This is a genomic window from Acinetobacter lactucae (genome assembly GCF_001605885.1).
GTDB lineage: Bacteria > Pseudomonadota > Gammaproteobacteria > Pseudomonadales > Moraxellaceae > Acinetobacter > Acinetobacter lactucae.
On sequence record NZ_LRPE01000011.1, the window covers coordinates 90,017 to 106,207 of the forward strand.

Consider the following 16,191-nt stretch of genomic DNA (forward strand, 5'->3'; position numbering starts at 1 on the left):
CTAATCTTTTCCTGGGCCATGATTAAATTTGGTTCCTTTCCCGATAGCATAAAACTGGCCACCAGCCACGTAATGTATTGTTCGTAATTCATCAGGTGCTTCATCAAAAATCCAGTGGCCATTACGAAAAACACGGTCATCACTCCATGCGCCAACAATTTCTCCCATAAAAAGATTGTGTTGCTTCTCATAGTCAACATTTGATATTACCTTACACACTAACCAGCCAGCGCACCCTTCCACTAAAGGTATATCAAATCCTTCCTGATAAAATGCCGCTATTTTATTATTCTTTTCATGATTATCTTTATAACTATGTTCGCCAGCGTATAGAACTGTTTCCATTTGACTTACAACAGGAATTTGAACGGCAAATAATCCACTTTTTTCAATTAACTCACGGGTGTATGCCTGAGGCCCTATAAAAGCCATCACTTTATTACTTCCAACAAGGCCAACCCAAGCTGCAGCCATGACATTCCATTTACTATTGTGTTTCGCGGAAATCATAGTAGTAGGCCCAACCTGTAATAAACGATAGGCCTTTCTCAACTCAACAGTCTGTACCGACATTTGATTTTCTCCTATCCATAAAAATGTGTGTGCCGTTCATGAACGGCACACACAATCTTACTTTTGTATCCAAAAGACTTTATCAAATAATAATCATGCTAATACAGCTTTATAACTTTCAGCCTGTACCGCAATTTCTTGATCGGTAATAGTTACACTTCCACCAGTAATAAAAGGCTTAATATATTGCATACCTAAATATTGAGCGATGGTTTCAAAAGACAGTAAGTATTCTCCTACAGTATGTCCAGCAGCACCATCAGGTTGATAAGCCGATTCTGGACCACCGAGTGAAACAGCTAGCATAAGTTTTTTATTGAGTAACGCCTGCTTTTCGCCACCATGTGACCAGCCGAATGTTAAAACGTCATCAAGCCATTGTTTAAGTAATGGTGGAGTGCTGTACCACTGCATTGGGAACTGAAGTACGATACGATCAGTACTTTCGAGTTCTGCTTGTTCAGCGGTTACATCAATTTTACCTTCAGGATATAAGTCATAAAGATAACGTACATTAACATTTGACAAAGATTCAACATTTTTAGCTAATGCTGAATTTATACGAGATTGATTAATATTAGGGTGAACAACTATTAAAGTAGTTTTCATTTCGGCCTCTATTTTATTTAAAAGAATGTTTCGTCAATATCAAGTTTAGATAATGCTTCATTGATATCGCTTAATTCATTTGGATTAAGTTGAATGTTGGTGGCTTGGAAGTTTTCTTCCAGACGATGTAATTTTGTCGTGCCAGGGATAGGTACAATATATGGCTTCTGAGCCAGTTCCCATGCAAGAACAACCTGCGCTGACGTAACATTTTTTCTTTCAGCAATTTCAGCAATTAAATCTAGAAGTGCTTGGTTATTTTCAACAACTTCTGGTTTAAAACGACCCATCATGCCTCTGTAATCACCTTCCCCATATTGAGTATTTTTGGTTACCTGACCACTCAAAAATCCATTACCCAGCGGACTGTAAGCCATAAAACCAATTTCTAGTTCATCGCAAACTTCAAACAGATCCTGTTCAGGTTTACGCCACATCATTGAATATTGATCTTCAATAGCTGTAACTGGACACACAGCATGAGCACGCCTTATATAGGAGGCTGATGCATTTGATAACCCCCAATATTTTATTTTCCCTTCGGATATCAAATCCTTCATTAAGCCCGCCACCACTTCTGGCTCGACGTTAGGATCAATACGATGTTGATAAAATAGGTCAATATGATCAGTCTGCAATCGTTTCAGAGAACCCTCTAATTGTTCTCTAACAGAGTCTGGATGACTGTCTAATACTGGAATTAACTGTCCATTAATATTTTCCATTCCAGTCACGCCAAATTTAGTAGCAATGACGACGTTATCCCTGTGTTTTTTAAGTGCAATACCTAACAACTCTTCGTTTTCAAAGCCATAAATAGGGGCTGTATCGAAAAGGCTGCAGCCCAGTTCAATAGCCTTATCTATAAGCTTAGTCCTTTCATTTATTTCAACTGAATAGCCATAACCATGGTCCATACCCATGCAACCCAGTCCCATTTCAGATACTCGAAGGCCCTGACTACCTAGGCTTCTCATTTTCATGATCGATTCTTACCCTTCTTTAATCATTACTGATTTTGACGAGTTAAGTATACGACTGGATTTATTGCTAAAAAATTGCTAAATTAGCAAATTAGAATTGCTAAAAACACAACTATCATGAACAAGCTTGAGGCGCTTAAATTTTTTGTCACGGCTGCTGAAACACTTAATTTTCGGGAAACAGCGGTCAAGCTTGCAATTTCTCCCTCTGTAGTTACACGTACCATTTCTGAGCTCGAAAATCAGCTCGGTGAACCACTATTTAAGCGAAATACTAGATCAATTTTACTTACAAGTTTTGGAGAGCTTTTTTTACCCAGAGCCAAGCGTCTTCTGGAAGACTCAGAAACATTATTTCAGACGCCTAAAGATAATAATGATATGAAAGGGATTGTGAGAATTACGCTGTTTCGTTTTCCCGGCCATGAACAGGTTTTATATAAGTTGTTGACAGCCCTTAATCCTTATCCTGAGCTGTTTATCGATTGGCGATTAGATATGTTGAAACTAGATACAGTTCAACATCGTATTGATATCGGTATTCGTATCGAACGAGAACCTAATCCAAACTTTATAATAAAACCCATTGCTATGGTAAAACATGCCCTACTAGCTTCACCCGATTTAGTTGAAAAATTAGGTGCACCGATAGACTTTGAAGATCTGCGTCAACGCTACCCTTTCAGTGGCTTGCTTAATCCAGAAACTGGTAAGGTTTTTGAATTTATGCTTGATGGGGTGAATACTTTCATTCCTCGCCATTTAGAATTCTTTACTACCGATTCTCAGGCTGAAATTCAGGCGGCATTAGCGGGTAAGGTTGTTATCCAGTCCAGCAATTTAGCATGTAAGGAATACCTTAAGAATGGAAGATTAGTAGAAGTTCTGCCCGAATTGAAACTTGAGACTTGGCAACTTTATCTTTATCGTCCCTACCAAACACTTATACCTAAGCGTATAAAAAAAACCTTTGATATTCTTGAAGATATTTTACTCGAACATTTTAAATAAAACCTTAATAGAATAAAAATAATATTTCTTCTAAAGATCATCAATTAGCCCCACCAGTACTTTATATATGCCGTATCTTTCACACTTATGAGTACTGGTCACCATTTGTATCACTCTATTGGCTAAAAATAAAAGGAACGAATCATTATTGGGAAATCCTCATCTGAAAAATGAGATTTCCACCATTTCTCAGTTTGAAAATCCACTCTAAAATTTTTAAAACTAAAAATTATAGCTTTACAACAACTCTGCCTCTTATTTTTCCATCTAAAATTTCATTTGAAAAATTCAAAGCATCACTTAGCTGAATCTCTGTCGTTACTGTTTCCAATTTCGTTTTATCTAATTCTAAGGTTTGCAATCACACAATTCAAAATTCTGGTTTAATCACTGTGTGGGCCCATACACCAGGGCAAGACAATGAGCAATCCACACGGATGTGTCACCCTATATCTGGTGATCCAACAGATATAAAGAAAATGAAACCAGAAGAAAACGCTATCTGTTATTTACACGACTGGAAACCATAAAAACTCTTTACGTAACTTCATGTTCACATGGAGTCACAACATAAATCTCGGAATAACATTTGTTCGAATGGCATAAGCTAAAAGAAATTCTACGGAATGATGCTCTTTTAATTAACAATGTTTTTTCGCAATTAAATCCTTAGTATAAGAGAGCCGCAAATAGGTACTCTATTGATTGGATTCATGATTTAAAATAAATGATGTCATACTTAATGATCCCATCGTATTAGATGCATTAAACAACGCCATTTGATCTTTTTCCTCTTGTAGCGCCAAACTATACAACATCGGATAGTAATGATCAGGTGTAGGTATTGCTAATTGCATCGCCTGCCCTTGTTTATCCCAGTCAATCAAAGCATTATGATTATGATTCAACCAATAACTTTGTACTTTTTTATCAGCTTCTATAGCCCAATCATAGCCATAATGCGGGTCATCCATTTTATCCCAAGCAATTTTTCGTAAGTTATGCACAATATTGCCACTAGAAACAATCAACACACCTTTTCTCCGAAGTACTGCTAACTCTTTTCCTAAAGCATAGTGATAGCTTGCATCTTTTGAATAATCTATGCTGAGTTGCACAATAGGGATATTGGCTTCAGGGAACATGTGAACAAAAACACTCCATGTACCGTGATCTAACCCCCACTGATGATCCTCTTGGACTTGTGTCATATTAATTGCAGCTATACTTGCCTCAACCAAAGCTTTATTCCCCGAAGCAGGATACTGCATTTGAAATAACTGATCAGGAAATCCACCAAAATCGTGAATTGTCGGTGGTAACTCCATTGCAGTAACGGCAGTTGAACCTTGAGTCAACCAATGTGCTGAAATACACAAAATCGCTGTAGGCTGAGCGACTTCTCGACCTACTTTATTCCATGCTTGTGTGAATTCATTATCTTGAATCGCATTCATTGGGGAACCATGACCAACAAAGATCACAGGCATAACAGGCGTATTGGGTAATTCTTTACTCCACGCTGATAAATCTTTCAAATTTTTCATATTTCACCTATTAATAAAAAAATCCGATTTCAATTAACTATTTATGCAATGATTTCTTTACTTCAGGAATAATCTTAGTTCCATATATTTCAATGGCACGCATCATGTCTAAATGACTTCGTGCAGCACCTGTATCTAAATGTGCTGCAAAGCGCGATAAACCGAATGTTTCAATGATCTCTAAGATTTTATCTTGGGTGGACGAAACATCACCAACTACTAAATGGCCTTGCTTTGAGCGCCCTTGAGCATAGTGTTGTGGGGTGTATCTTGGCCAACCACGACCTTTACCAATACGATCAATTTGAGCTGCATAGTTTGGATAATGTATTTGCATTAAATCTTTTTCATCATCAACAAAAAATGAATGCATGTGTACACCCATTTGGAATGCACTCATATCGTGACCATATGCTTGATAGCTTTGTCGATAATAATCAAATAACGGCTTATATTCTTTATAGTTACCCCCAATGATCGCAAACATTACAGGTAAACCTAATTTAGCTGCACGGTCAATAGATTCTGGTGTTCCACCTACAGCAATCCAAACAGGTAATTGATCTTGTTGCGGTCTTGGGAGAATAGATTGCTGTTTTAAGCTTGGGCGAAATTTTCCATTCCAAGTTATCGGATTTTGTTGATTCAGCTTAATCAATAAATCTAATTTTTCTTCAAATAATTCGTTGTAATTTTCTAATTCATACCCAAACAATGGAAAAGATTCAATAAATGAACCGCGACCTGCCATGACTTCTATTCGACCATCAGAAAGTTGGTCAATCATTGAAAAATCTTGGAATAATTTAACAGGATCACTTGAACTAAGTACAGAAACTGCACTACCTAAAATAATATTTTTAGTTTGTATACTTGCCGCAGCCAAAATAATTTCAGGTGCAGATACTGCATAATCATTACGATGATGTTCACCTAAACCAAAATAATCTAGACCGACTTCATCCATCAATTTGATTTCTTCGATCATTTCTTTAAGGCGCTCTTTAGGTGCCTGCATTTTTTGCTCTTCTACGCTGAATCGTAAATCGCCAAACATGGTAATCCCGAACTGCATACAAAGATTCCTTACGTAAATATCATCAGCCTAGTATGTTCTTTTTAAATAGATACGTAAGCACAAATAAACATACGTAGCGTTGCAAAAATTACACTTAACAAATATCTATAGAAAAAAATTCTCATGACTAACAACTTTTAGCAGCATGAACTTTACTAAAAATAAAATGCATCTTTCTATTTTTATGATTACTAGCATTAATGCAAATCGATTTATTCGTCAATATATAAACTATTTTACTCCCACCTCAATCCGAGGATTATCAAAACCTCGTAACATCAGTTGAACGTATATGCCTCCTGATTTAAATCTACTACTTTGCATTGTCTTCAACCTGCTTAATTAAAAAGTAACTAAACTGTTTTTATTATTCAGCAAAAGCGAATAATCTAAGACTATAAAGATGGTACTGGGATAAAGGTATGAGATTGGATCGTATTCAGGCAATGCAGATTTTTGTTCGAGTGGCAGAAGCTGAAAGCTTTATCCACGCAGCAGAAGCACTTTCCCTACCTGCCTCAACAGTCACTAGCACAGTTAAAAATCTTGAAAAGTATTTACAAGTCCGTCTATTAAACAGGACAACGAGACGGGTTAGCCTGACTCCAGAAGGTGCAGAATATCTCATCCAGTGCAGAGATATACTCGACCTAATTGAACATACTGAGTCCAACCTAACTAAGGCCATCAAACAGCCGCAGGGTCGATTACGAGTTGATATGCCCGCAGGTATTGCTCATTCGGTGATCATGCCAAATCTGAAAGATTTTCAGCACCGTTATCCAGATATTTACCTCATGATAGGCGTCAGTGATAGACAAGTAGATCTTATTAAGGAGGGTGTGGATTGTGTGATCCGCATGGGAAATTTAGAAAACTCCACGCTGGTTGCCCGCCCTCTTGGTGAGTTCCGCTGGGTAACATGTGCTTCAGCAGCATATTTAAAAGAAAATGGAATTCCAAAAACTCCCTATGATTTAGAACATCACCGTGCTGTTCATTATTTTTCAGGGAACAATAGACACGCAGGTGAAATGCGCTTTGTACATAATGGAGAGAAAAAAACTGTACAAATGAGTGGGACTACCGCTGTTAATGAAACTGAGCTTTATATAAAAATGTGCCTTGAAGGACACGGAATCGCTCAACTTGCTGAAAGACTTGTGGAAGAACACTTAAAAGAAAAAAGACTAATTGCCGTATTACAAGACTGGTGCCCACCGCCTGTTGCTGTGACTTTACTTTATCCGCATCAGCGTTTTCTTTCACCTGCAATACGTGTATTTTCAGAGTGGATGGCCGAAATTATTAACAATAAATGATCTGATTTATTTTCAGTAATTTCTTCTGTTTTCTTAAAATAATGACGTTTAGATGCAGAATTGCTCCCCAGCTTATAAAGCTAGAGAGCAGAACTAATTAGTAGGTTTATTACTAATAGAAATTAAATTGACTTGTTGTTATTTAAGATAAGATTTGTATTGATCCAAGATGATACATCAGTAACTGGAATAGCATGCTGATGGTTAAACGTACGCCCCTTATCCCATGCGACCCCACGCCCTTGAGCAAAAACTGCACGATATTTATTCATCATATCGTTTGGATTACGTTCTAATTTATCCATCAAATACTGCTCACTCCATTCTAAGCGTCTAAAGGGACGGCCAAGTGCAGCTTGCAGTTTGTCAGCAACATCACTGTAAGTAACCGTATCACCAGCGATATACACGATTTCATTACATATACGTGGTTTGAAGAAAACAATTTCGGCAGTTAACATCCCGATATCATCAGGTGTTGTAAGCGTCATCGTGTTGTCAAGACTCCCCAAAGCGTGAACAGTATCGTTTTGCAAGTCAACGACACCAAAGTCTGGTTCAAACAGATAACTCATGAATATACCAGTCGAAATGATAACCCACTCTGTCTCATGCTGACTGCGTAATAATTCACGTACATCTATCTGTGCATCGAAAATGTCTTGAGGACTACCACGACCGATCTCATCAAAATCAGCCCCAAACTGCCATGGGAAATATCTTGGGATTCTTGCCTGCAAAGCAGCTCGCGCCAACTTTATTGGTGTATCGATTCCTGCTGCATAGCCTGCGCAACCGATTACCGTATCATATTGAGCAAATATTTCTGCCAGCTCATCAATAGAACTCTTAACAAGGTCTCCTTCAATGATCTCAATTCCGAGATTTCTAATCTCGGTGATAAGATTTCGCTTGTCTGGTTCGTTAGACTCAATGGCACTTGCACGCAATAAAACGCTGATTTTAGCATCACCCTCATCCCGTGCACGGAGCGCAAGGCTGCGTAATACAGGAAAACCCAGTTCGCCAGCACCGAGTACAAGAATATTTTTAGATGTAATATTGGTATCTGCTTTATTCATAAACAGGCCTATTAAGAAATGAATTGCTGTACTCTAGCAATTCAAGAGTGAGCATAAAAGAAGGTACATGCGTGATACTGCTGGGAGCAAAATGAATGGATCAAGATGAAATACTTCAATATTCACAGACCGTTTGTAATGGCTTGAGAGACGATGATGATGGATTACGACGAGAGGTTCTTGTGCATGCAGGAAGCCGTTGGTCTCTTGGTGTTATCAACACGCTGGGCGTGTATGGGAGACTGCGCCATGCTGAAATCGGCAGACGTATGCATGGCGTTACTCAGCGTATGTTGACACGGACTTTACGGCAACTTGAGCGTGATGGCTTAGTACTCCGACATGATTACGCAGAAATGCCACCCAGAGTCGAGTACGAATTGTCTGACACAGGCATGGAGTTACTCGTTCGTATGATCCCGCTCTGGACCTGGATTGTAGAAAATGCAGATCGTTTTCGTGAAGCTAGGCAGAATTTCGATAAATTACATGAGGACTTACACTCATAGCTTCTCCTTTTTCGGAATGGATGGCAGAGCTAATGATTCATAGCCCTGCTACCAACATAAGCCCACCAATAAGTGATATATGTTCTAATGCAATATGAAATTCAGCGGTTCGCTTAGGTTCATTAAATTTCCAGAAAGCATGGCCAAACGGAATAGTTAAAAGAGTGAAAATAATTAAACCACTAGCACCAACCCATCCATAGCCCAGAGGGTTGAAAATAACCAAAGCTGATCCAATAAGTTGACAAAGTATTGTAGCTACTGCAAATAACTTAGGATTTGGAAGTTTAACTTCGATCATTTCTTTTTCAATTTCATTGAAGTTGAAAAGCCCGTAAATACCTGCCCTCCAAAAGAAAAAAGTCAAAATAACCTTAGACAAGAAAAAGAAAATAGAACCAGATAAAATTTCTAACATACATTCACACCTTTAATATTCATACCGATCAGTATGCAAATTGATATTATTAATTAAAAAATAAAATTACAACTTAGTTTCCTCATAAGACCAAGATGAGATATTAAATTAACTTCAAATAATACAATGATTTAAAAATATAATTTATTTCAAAAGTTTTCTCTAAAATTTATAAAATCACATATCTATAGCCTACTTATTACGTTTAAATTTAATTACTATACCAAATAGTAGTATAATTATTTTGACTTCATTATGAATCATAATTTTTTATTTATAATATTTTTCAATAGCTTATATTGAATAATTCTCCCAACAGGTAGTTTTATGAGTAACATTTTAATTGTTAATGGTGCAAAAAGTTTTAACTTTGCTAAAGGTGATTTGAATGAACTATATGTTCAAACAGCACAAGAGCTTCTAACTCTTGAAGGGCATAATGTTACTGTCACTAAAGCTGACAGTAACTATGTAATTGAAGATGAAATTCAAAAGATATTAGATAATGACGTCTTAATTTATCAGATGCCTGGCTGGTGGATGGGTGAGCCTTGGACCGTAAAAAAATGGATGGATGAAGTCTTTACAATCGGTCAAGGCAAGTTATATGCAAACGATGGGCGTACACGTTCTGATGAATCTCACAAATATGGTTCAGGCGGTTTATTACAAGATAAAAAATATATGTTATCACTCACTTGGAATGCACCTTTAGAAGCATTTAATGACCCCTCACAATTCTTTGAAGGGCGTGGTGTAGATGGAGTATACTTTCATTTTCATAAGTCAAATCAATTCCTTGGAATGACAGCACTCTCAACTTTTATTACAAATGATATATACAAGAACCCCCAAATTGACGAAGATATTAGTCGATTTAAGGAACATCTTTTAAAAGAACTCTAATTCTCAAGTTAAAAAGACCCGTTCAATGGGTCTTTTTACCATTAAAAGAATAATTAAGTCTTTGGTTTGTTATTAGTTAATAACATATATCCCCTTCTAAGATATATACAATTTATCAAACATTGTGTTTTCTAGTTTTGATATCGCTACTCATTAAATCAATTATTGGATTGCTTTATACTTCTAGTATGTTTTTATAATGACAATAGTTTTTAGTAGTAATTGAATACAAATGGAAAAAAGTCGCGGCCCTGGTCGTCCGAAAGACAAGTCAAAAGAAATCGCAATTCTAGCAGCAGCTCGAAAATTATTTCTCGAAATTGGTTTAGACGTTACAACTGATGCAATTGCATTAGAAGCAGGAGTAGCAAAATCGACAATCTATTCTTATTTTTCAGATAAAGAGTGCTTGTTAGAAGCTGTCATTCGATTAGAGTCTGATCTCACTATAAGTGATGAACAATTTGAAAAAAGCCTCGGTTTGCCTTTGTATGACGTTCTTAAATCCTTTGGATTGAGATATGTTAAGTTTATCAATAATAGAGAAATTTTAGGGTGGGATCGCCTTATTGCATCTGCTGCAATCAAAACCCCAAACTTACCTGAACGTTTTTTTGCAGCAGGACCTGGTCGTGGACAATATATGCTGATCGCACTATTATCCCAAGCTATAGCTAAAGGTGAGCTCAAACGATGTGAACCTCAAGTTGCAGCAGACAATTTAACTGGATTATGGCTAGGTTTCACAAATCTAGAAGTAAAATTAGGGGTTAGACCTGCACTATCAGCGCAAGAAATCGAAAATAGAGTCGAACATGGCATTAATGTATTTATGGCTTTTTATGCCAATAAAAATCAGATTAACTAATTATCAATAAAGAATTTTTAACTTCTGGTTTCTAGTGAAGAAAAATATTTTGTAGGTGATCGGCCCAGTGCTTTTTTGAACATTGTGATAAAAGCATTCACTGAATCATAGCCAAGATTCCCAGCAACATTCTGAACGGAATTCCCTTCAGCTAACTGAGCTAATGCAATCATTAAATGAAGCTGCTGTCTCCATTTTCCAAAACTCAACCCCGTAGATTTTTCTATTAGTCTTGCTAGTGATCTCTCACTTATTGCAAGTTTATTCGCCCATTGTTTCAAAGTCATTCGATTGCTGGGGTTAGATATAAGGGTATCTACCATATATTTTATTTTCGGATGATCTGAAATAGGTAAATGCAACTCTTGAATTGAGGCTTTTGAGAGTTGTTCTAAGAGTACCGTTACAATACGCGCAGTTGACCCATCAGATGGATATGACGGCTCTTGTTCGGCCAGATAAAGGATTAACTCGCGAACCAATGGTGTAATTGCAACAGTACAACTTTCGTCAGGCATTAAAGTTGCGTCTGGTTCAATAAATAAAAAATATGTTTGAGCATTTTCAGTAGCACGACAGCTATGTGGTATGCCACTGGGTATCCATACAGCGTGCTGCGGAGGGACTAGCCATAATGCATTAGCTACTTCACATGTAACAGCCCCATGTAAAGACAAAATTAATTGCCCCTTTCTGTGATTATGTTGTTTTGGCTCAATGGGTTTTAGCCGCGGAGCTAATTGTAAGGCAATCGCTGTTTGCTCAAAGACATCTGAATCGAAATCTTCATTAGAGCTTACCACTATCTTATTTTTTGGCATATTTTAGATATAACTTGTCTAAACATTTATATTATGCCAAAAATTTATTTCATAAAATGCCTTTCTTTACATTTCCTTTTTAATTTATGAGTAGTCTGAAACAACAACTTAACCCTAAAGCCATCTTCCTTATTCTCGGTATTCTTCTTATTGCATTAAACCTGCGATTGCCTTTTACGGGTATTGCTCCTGTATTACCTTGGATTCAAAAAGAATTTAATTTAAGTACAACTGCAATAGGTTTTCTTACCTCTTTACCGCTCATTGCCTTTGCCATATTTTCACCTTTAAGTGCGTCTATAGCTAAAAAATTTGGTATTGAACGCACTCTATTTGCTGCACTCATGACGATAGCATTTGGAATTCTTATCCGCTCAGGACAAAGTGCATGGATGACTTTCTCTGGAACATTACTGATCGGTATTGGGATCGCACTAGGTAATGTTTTATTACCAGGCTTAATCAAACGAAATTTCCATTCACGTGCTGCATCGTTAACAGGGGCTTACTCTATTACGATGGGTGCAGGTGGAGCAATCGCATCAGCTACTGTTATTCCCCTTACAGTAGCTTGGGGGTGGCATATTGCTTTATCCATATTTGTACTAGCACCTATTCTGGCACTTCTAGTATGGATTCCTCAATTAAAGAATCATGAAACGATTAATGTATCTAAAAACAATCCGCACTCAAGTAGCGCCGTATGGAAATCTCCACTTGCTTGGCAGGTCACTCTTTTTATGGGTTTAAATGCGATGCCTTTTTATATCGCTGTAGGTTGGTTACCAACAATTCTAATGAACAAAGGGTTATCAGCCGCTGAAGCAGGTTCAATGCATGGTTCTCTTCAATTAGCCACAGCAATTCCCGGTTTGATTTTAGCAGCAACATTACGTCGTATGAATGATCAACGCTTAGCTGCAGTTGTGGTCAGTTTATTATCAGCTATAGCATTTGCCGGTTTTGCATTTGCTCCAAAATTTGCATTACTTTGGTCTCTCATACTCGGTTTTGGCTGTGGTGCTAGTATGATGTTAGGTTTAACCTTTATCGTATTGCGTACCAACACAACCGAAGATGCAGCAGTACTTTCTGGTATGTCTCAATGTATTGGATATTTAATGGCAGCATCAGGGCCATTATTATTTGGTAAGCTTTTTGATTTCTTTAGTGACTGGACACTACCTTTACTGATGACTTCAATAATCGCTGTACTAGGTGCTTTAAGTGGAATCATGGCTGGAAGAAACAAACACATTGCGCACAAGAGCAATTTCAATTAAAAGACTAATGAAATGATTTAGTTTATTAAACAAAAAAAAATTGTAATTATTCTGACAATTTGAGCCCCCTTTAAATTTGGTATTTTTAATCCAATTTAAAGGGTATTTGCTTATTCTTACAACTTAATAAGCAAATACGAAGATGCAATTAAATAAAATAAATTTGATATAGCTCTACTTAGGCTCATTATTCAACTCTACACAATCATTCTTTAAGCAGGCCTATCGAATCCTTTGCTTACACGAGATAATATTTATGAATTCCCTTAGCAATACTAAATATCTTATAAATTGCTGCAATAGTTTTGAAAGGCTTCAGATAAGTCTATTTTTCTATAAACTAGATCATGAATCACATCATAATACACAAACCGCACTTTAAATATAAAAGCCACACGTTTTCTGGTAGGGCTTCTTGAATTAATGCTATGAATATCTAAGTAATCAAATTTAACTTAGGCTAATTTACATCACCATTATTAATGCCTGCTCCAACCCGCGTTGTTTAATGTTGGCTCCCGCACCAAACCATGCTGAATCCATTCGGTGATCCGTTGATATTGCACGACGCTCGTGATCTACAAACTCTGTGATACTGCATAGCAAGCCATAAGCCGTATCTTTGGCTGAGGCTAATTCTGCACCACGTCCATGTCCGTTAAACATGGTCATGACCTTAGACATAGCACGTCCATTCGGTTCACTTTTATTGTCGGCTTTGGATGAATAGGTTGGTTGAGATTTTGCAACATGACGATAGTACTGAATGATACTTTCATCCTGTTCGGCAATACTCAGGTTAGTATTATTAAACACAGCATCAAAGTAGGCTGCAGCTTCCTGTTGAGTGACTTTGCGCTGGCTGAGCTGCTTCATTTCATACATATGCTCATCCCATGCAAGAACTGAAATACCTAGTTGCTGTTTAATCTTCTCGGCATCAAACTTGGTACTGTGTGGAACTTTCACTACACCCGTATTGCTGTTTTTCCCACGTAAAGCAATCGCCAAGGTGTTATTACATACCACGCGAATACTAGTGAACTGCGCCGTGGTCGCCAGTGTGCCATCACATGCGGTTGCCAGAAGAATATAGCCATTACTGACATCCTTACTTTTCAATGCTGCCGATTGTCCTGTTCTTGCCAATGCCCAGAACTTACGTCCACCTTTAAGTACACCCGCCGTTTCTAATTCAAAACCCGATTGCTCGGTCAGGTCACGGTAAAACTCCAGAATCTCTTTAGGCTGGACTTCCTGATAACGCTGACTCACCACCGAGAGCGGTGCATGAGTATCTGAACGATAAAGTACTCGCTGTTCTTCAAAAGGCAGAATGAGATTTTGCCCTCTTTCATTCTTTGCCATATAACTGACATTAGAGGATTCAATTCGCCAGTCCATACCCGCTTGTTGTGCCCAGATTTCAATTGGCTGATTTTGAGGGAGTTGATTACCTAAGCCATGCCAAGGGGTTTGACCAACAAATGCCATAGTTTCTATTTGATGTGCCATGATTGATTTCCTTTAAGTGATTTAAATAGTTTGAATGCTATAAACGATGAGAATTAAGCAAAGCCTGATTGCTGTATTTCAAAATGTTCCAGACATTGCTCACACTGGTAATGCAGGGACACCATATTGTCTTGATGCTGGACGTAGAGCAGAAACATTCCACCGATCACCAAGCCAACAAAGCCACCTACCAAAGGATGAACGGGACTGCGTTTGGACAATTGCATACAGGCTGCTGCCAGAGACATCGGCGAGAATGATGAAAGCTTTGCAAATACACCCGAAGTTGGCTCAGTCTGGCGGAGTAATGTGATGTGTAATGAATGACAGTAAGGACACTGGTGCATGTACTTCCTCCTAAAAAAAGGCATAAAAAAAGAGCCTGCGAAGTCGCAGGCTCTTGATGTCTCGGTTAGATTTTCTTATTTAACGAGCACGCTGTTTATTTTTACAGTCAGCAACAGCTTGTGGAATAGAACGTAAACTCGGGTGACAAGGATTACTTCGCCCCGGAATATAAATACCTCCAAACTTTCGAGGTTTTACCCCAATAAATCGGACAAAAGTTCGATGGCTACTATATGGAATCCTTGCCTCACTCATTGCATTATGGACAGTAGCATTACTCAGTGCCAAAACCTGTTCACACTCATTGAACATAGATACTTTAAAGGTTCTTTGGACTCCACTTTTTAGAACACCGCGATACGTACAGTTCACTTGCCCTGAATAGCCTTGTTGTTGAATTAAATAGGCGGGTACTTCATGTGACTGTAAATCCAATGCATAAGTTGAAATGCTTATAGCTGCAAATCCAATACCTAGAAATAGTTTTTTCATTTCAATTTCTCTTTATCGAATAAGTCATTAAATTTCTTTTTGATTTGGTTGATAGCAAGGGATAAATTCTTCATAGATTTCCTTACCTGTTTTCTTATTAATTACAACCTGATACCAACTACATTGATATCGTGCCGAGGTAACAACCGCACGGTATAAGTATCCATCGCTGCCGAGATCCATCCACCCTTCCATAGCAACCACAACATCCGATACATTTGGTCGAGCAAAAACTTCATTGGCAAAGGTCGGCAGATTGGCTTGGATAAAAGCAGACATTTTCTTGACTGTTGCAGGTGCTTGATCAACTCGCTGCAATCCATAGGCAATAGGATCATCTGTCATATCTAAGCCTTCGTGATACTCGGCATCAATTTGTGCAAGAAGTTGAGCATTATTGAGTTTCTTATAACCAGGTGCGCTAAAGTCAGGAAAACCTAGTTCAGGATAGACTTCTCCAGTACCACTACCTTGCAGAATATTTCCATTGAGCTGACTAGAAACATGTTTGACTTTAACCGGCTCATTTTTTGTTTCTGGTTCTGCCACAACTTCAGCTTCACTCAATTCATTTACAGGTTCAGATACTGCGGCTTTCTCAATGACTTGTGTGGGAACTTTCACTTCTGATTTAGGTTTAAGTAACTTGTCATAGCCGACCCATCCTGCAAGTACCACAACAAGTGCAGATAAAACGCCAATAATAAAAGTCTGGGTATGGGTATTGTTAGGTTGTGTTGTCATGATGCTTCCCCCTTTCGGTTTCATGAAATTGCTTCATTCATGAGAGCAATTCGTCAGCTCTCTCATTGAGGTAATATGTATT

General features: G+C 37.9%; 18 protein-coding genes and 1 pseudogene. 6 read left to right on the plus strand and 13 right to left on the minus strand.

Annotated features, from left to right (window positions below):
- From AWW73_RS05855 to AWW73_RS05865, 3 genes are all read right to left on the minus strand, one after another.
- A complete protein-coding gene (locus AWW73_RS05855; protein WP_005307766.1) occupies window positions 1-573 on the minus strand; it encodes a flavin reductase family protein in 573 nt (190 codons plus the stop codon).
- 93 nt (window positions 574-666) lie between these two features.
- Entirely contained in the window at window positions 667-1,182 is a 516-nt protein-coding gene (locus AWW73_RS05860; RefSeq protein ID WP_005307769.1) for an NAD(P)H-dependent oxidoreductase, read from the minus strand.
- A 17-nt stretch (window positions 1,183-1,199) separates the two neighbouring features.
- The gene (locus AWW73_RS05865) at window positions 1,200-2,165 is read right to left on the minus strand and encodes an aldo/keto reductase (RefSeq protein ID WP_062849058.1); all 966 of its coding nucleotides are present in this window, start codon (window positions 2,163-2,165) and stop codon (window positions 1,200-1,202) included.
- A gap of 117 nt (window positions 2,166-2,282) precedes the next feature.
- On the opposite strand from AWW73_RS05865, the gene AWW73_RS05870 reads away from it, so the two are divergent.
- Window positions 2,283-3,176, plus strand: coding sequence for a LysR family transcriptional regulator (locus tag AWW73_RS05870; RefSeq protein ID WP_062849059.1), 894 nt, complete (start codon window positions 2,283-2,285; stop codon window positions 3,174-3,176).
- A gap of 229 nt (window positions 3,177-3,405) precedes the next feature.
- On the opposite strand, the pseudogene AWW73_RS18415 reads toward AWW73_RS05870, so the two are convergent.
- From AWW73_RS18415 to AWW73_RS05880, 3 genes and pseudogenes are all read right to left on the minus strand, one after another.
- Window positions 3,406-3,525, minus strand: a pseudogene (locus tag AWW73_RS18415) (oxidoreductase); the annotation flags it as partial.
- Window positions 3,526-3,874: 349 nt separating this feature from the next.
- Entirely contained in the window at window positions 3,875-4,723 is an 849-nt protein-coding gene (ygiD, locus tag AWW73_RS05875) for a 4,5-DOPA-extradiol-dioxygenase (RefSeq protein ID WP_062849060.1), read from the minus strand.
- 37 nt (window positions 4,724-4,760) lie between these two features.
- On the minus strand, window positions 4,761-5,798 hold the full coding sequence (locus tag AWW73_RS05880; protein ID WP_062849061.1) for an LLM class flavin-dependent oxidoreductase: 1,038 nt from the start codon (window positions 5,796-5,798) through the stop codon (window positions 4,761-4,763).
- A gap of 425 nt (window positions 5,799-6,223) precedes the next feature.
- Here AWW73_RS05880 and AWW73_RS05885 point away from each other — a divergent pair, with 425 nt between their 5' ends.
- Window positions 6,224-7,123, plus strand: coding sequence for a LysR family transcriptional regulator (locus AWW73_RS05885; RefSeq protein ID WP_062849062.1), 900 nt, complete (start codon window positions 6,224-6,226; stop codon window positions 7,121-7,123).
- Window positions 7,124-7,245: 122 nt separating this feature from the next.
- On the opposite strand, the gene AWW73_RS05890 is transcribed toward AWW73_RS05885, so the two are convergent.
- Window positions 7,246-8,205 (minus strand): aromatic alcohol reductase, encoded by a 960-nt coding sequence (locus AWW73_RS05890; protein WP_062849063.1) that lies wholly within the window; start codon window positions 8,203-8,205, stop codon window positions 7,246-7,248.
- A gap of 95 nt (window positions 8,206-8,300) precedes the next feature.
- Between AWW73_RS05890 and AWW73_RS05895 the strand changes: the two genes are divergently transcribed.
- The gene (locus AWW73_RS05895; protein WP_062849064.1) at window positions 8,301-8,714 is read left to right on the plus strand and encodes a winged helix-turn-helix transcriptional regulator; all 414 of its coding nucleotides are present in this window, start codon (window positions 8,301-8,303) and stop codon (window positions 8,712-8,714) included.
- A gap of 37 nt (window positions 8,715-8,751) precedes the next feature.
- Here the strand turns inward: AWW73_RS05895 and AWW73_RS05900 are convergent, their stop codons facing one another.
- Window positions 8,752-9,132: a DoxX family protein gene (locus tag AWW73_RS05900; protein ID WP_062849065.1), complete on the minus strand. Its 381-nt coding sequence runs from the start codon at window positions 9,130-9,132 to the stop codon at window positions 8,752-8,754.
- 327 nt (window positions 9,133-9,459) lie between these two features.
- Here AWW73_RS05900 and AWW73_RS05905 point away from each other — a divergent pair, with 327 nt between their 5' ends.
- The gene (locus AWW73_RS05905; RefSeq protein ID WP_062849066.1) at window positions 9,460-10,038 is read left to right on the plus strand and encodes an NAD(P)H-dependent oxidoreductase; all 579 of its coding nucleotides are present in this window, start codon (window positions 9,460-9,462) and stop codon (window positions 10,036-10,038) included.
- A 232-nt stretch (window positions 10,039-10,270) separates the two neighbouring features.
- Window positions 10,271-10,906 carry a TetR/AcrR family transcriptional regulator gene (locus AWW73_RS05910; RefSeq protein ID WP_062849067.1) on the plus strand — a complete coding sequence of 212 codons (636 nt, stop codon included), beginning with the start codon at window positions 10,271-10,273 and terminating at the stop codon, window positions 10,904-10,906.
- Between the two features lie 17 nt (window positions 10,907-10,923).
- Here AWW73_RS05910 and AWW73_RS05915 read toward each other — a convergent pair whose 3' ends face one another.
- Entirely contained in the window at window positions 10,924-11,727 is an 804-nt protein-coding gene (locus AWW73_RS05915; RefSeq protein WP_062849068.1) for an AraC family transcriptional regulator, read from the minus strand.
- Between the two features lie 86 nt (window positions 11,728-11,813).
- On the opposite strand from AWW73_RS05915, the gene AWW73_RS05920 reads away from it, so the two are divergent.
- A complete protein-coding gene (locus AWW73_RS05920; protein WP_062849069.1) occupies window positions 11,814-13,010 on the plus strand; it encodes an MFS transporter in 1,197 nt (398 codons plus the stop codon).
- A 465-nt stretch (window positions 13,011-13,475) separates the two neighbouring features.
- Here AWW73_RS05920 and AWW73_RS05925 read toward each other — a convergent pair whose 3' ends face one another.
- The 4 genes from AWW73_RS05925 to AWW73_RS05940 all read right to left on the minus strand — a co-directional run bounded on the left by AWW73_RS05925 (window position 13,476) and on the right by AWW73_RS05940 (window position 16,109).
- Window positions 13,476-14,525, minus strand: a complete 1,050-nt coding sequence (locus AWW73_RS05925) for a DUF932 domain-containing protein (RefSeq protein WP_062849070.1) — start codon at window positions 14,523-14,525, stop codon at window positions 13,476-13,478.
- Window positions 14,526-14,578: 53 nt separating this feature from the next.
- Window positions 14,579-14,872: a hypothetical protein gene (locus tag AWW73_RS18425; protein WP_081409511.1), complete on the minus strand. Its 294-nt coding sequence runs from the start codon at window positions 14,870-14,872 to the stop codon at window positions 14,579-14,581.
- Window positions 14,873-14,951: 79 nt separating this feature from the next.
- Window positions 14,952-15,365, minus strand: a complete 414-nt coding sequence (locus AWW73_RS05935; RefSeq protein ID WP_062849072.1) for a hypothetical protein — start codon at window positions 15,363-15,365, stop codon at window positions 14,952-14,954.
- A 27-nt stretch (window positions 15,366-15,392) separates the two neighbouring features.
- Window positions 15,393-16,109 carry a hypothetical protein gene (locus AWW73_RS05940; protein WP_171254637.1) on the minus strand — a complete coding sequence of 239 codons (717 nt, stop codon included), beginning with the start codon at window positions 16,107-16,109 and terminating at the stop codon, window positions 15,393-15,395.
- Window positions 16,110-16,191 lie beyond the last annotated feature (82 nt).

Bases quoted from the DNA above. Each gene is read 5' to 3' on its own strand.
- AWW73_RS05860 (WP_005307769.1), bottom strand. From the start codon at position 1,182: ATGAAAACTACTTTAATAGTTGTTCACCCTAATATTAATCAATCTCGT.
- AWW73_RS05925 (WP_062849070.1), bottom strand. From the start codon at position 14,525: ATGGCACATCAAATAGAAACTATGGCATTTGTTGGTCAAACCCCTTGG.
- AWW73_RS05870 (WP_062849059.1), top strand. From the start codon at position 2,283: ATGAACAAGCTTGAGGCGCTTAAATTTTTTGTCACGGCTGCTGAAACA.
- AWW73_RS05895 (WP_062849064.1), top strand. From the start codon at position 8,301: ATGGATCAAGATGAAATACTTCAATATTCACAGACCGTTTGTAATGGC.
- AWW73_RS18425 (WP_081409511.1), bottom strand. From the start codon at position 14,872: ATGCACCAGTGTCCTTACTGTCATTCATTACACATCACATTACTCCGC.
- AWW73_RS05865 (WP_062849058.1), bottom strand. From the start codon at position 2,165: ATGAAAATGAGAAGCCTAGGTAGTCAGGGCCTTCGAGTATCTGAAATG.
- AWW73_RS05910 (WP_062849067.1), top strand. From the start codon at position 10,271: ATGGAAAAAAGTCGCGGCCCTGGTCGTCCGAAAGACAAGTCAAAAGAA.
- AWW73_RS05920 (WP_062849069.1), top strand. From the start codon at position 11,814: ATGAGTAGTCTGAAACAACAACTTAACCCTAAAGCCATCTTCCTTATT.
- ygiD (WP_062849060.1), bottom strand. From the start codon at position 4,723: ATGAAAAATTTGAAAGATTTATCAGCGTGGAGTAAAGAATTACCCAAT.
- AWW73_RS05905 (WP_062849066.1), top strand. From the start codon at position 9,460: ATGAGTAACATTTTAATTGTTAATGGTGCAAAAAGTTTTAACTTTGCT.
- AWW73_RS05855 (WP_005307766.1), bottom strand. From the start codon at position 573: ATGTCGGTACAGACTGTTGAGTTGAGAAAGGCCTATCGTTTATTACAG.
- AWW73_RS05935 (WP_062849072.1), bottom strand. From the start codon at position 15,365: ATGAAAAAACTATTTCTAGGTATTGGATTTGCAGCTATAAGCATTTCA.
- AWW73_RS05885 (WP_062849062.1), top strand. From the start codon at position 6,224: ATGAGATTGGATCGTATTCAGGCAATGCAGATTTTTGTTCGAGTGGCA.
- AWW73_RS05880 (WP_062849061.1), bottom strand. From the start codon at position 5,798: ATGCAGTTCGGGATTACCATGTTTGGCGATTTACGATTCAGCGTAGAA.
- AWW73_RS05900 (WP_062849065.1), bottom strand. From the start codon at position 9,132: ATGTTAGAAATTTTATCTGGTTCTATTTTCTTTTTCTTGTCTAAGGTT.
- AWW73_RS05890 (WP_062849063.1), bottom strand. From the start codon at position 8,205: ATGAATAAAGCAGATACCAATATTACATCTAAAAATATTCTTGTACTC.
- AWW73_RS05915 (WP_062849068.1), bottom strand. From the start codon at position 11,727: ATGCCAAAAAATAAGATAGTGGTAAGCTCTAATGAAGATTTCGATTCA.
- AWW73_RS05940 (WP_171254637.1), bottom strand. From the start codon at position 16,109: ATGACAACACAACCTAACAATACCCATACCCAGACTTTTATTATTGGC.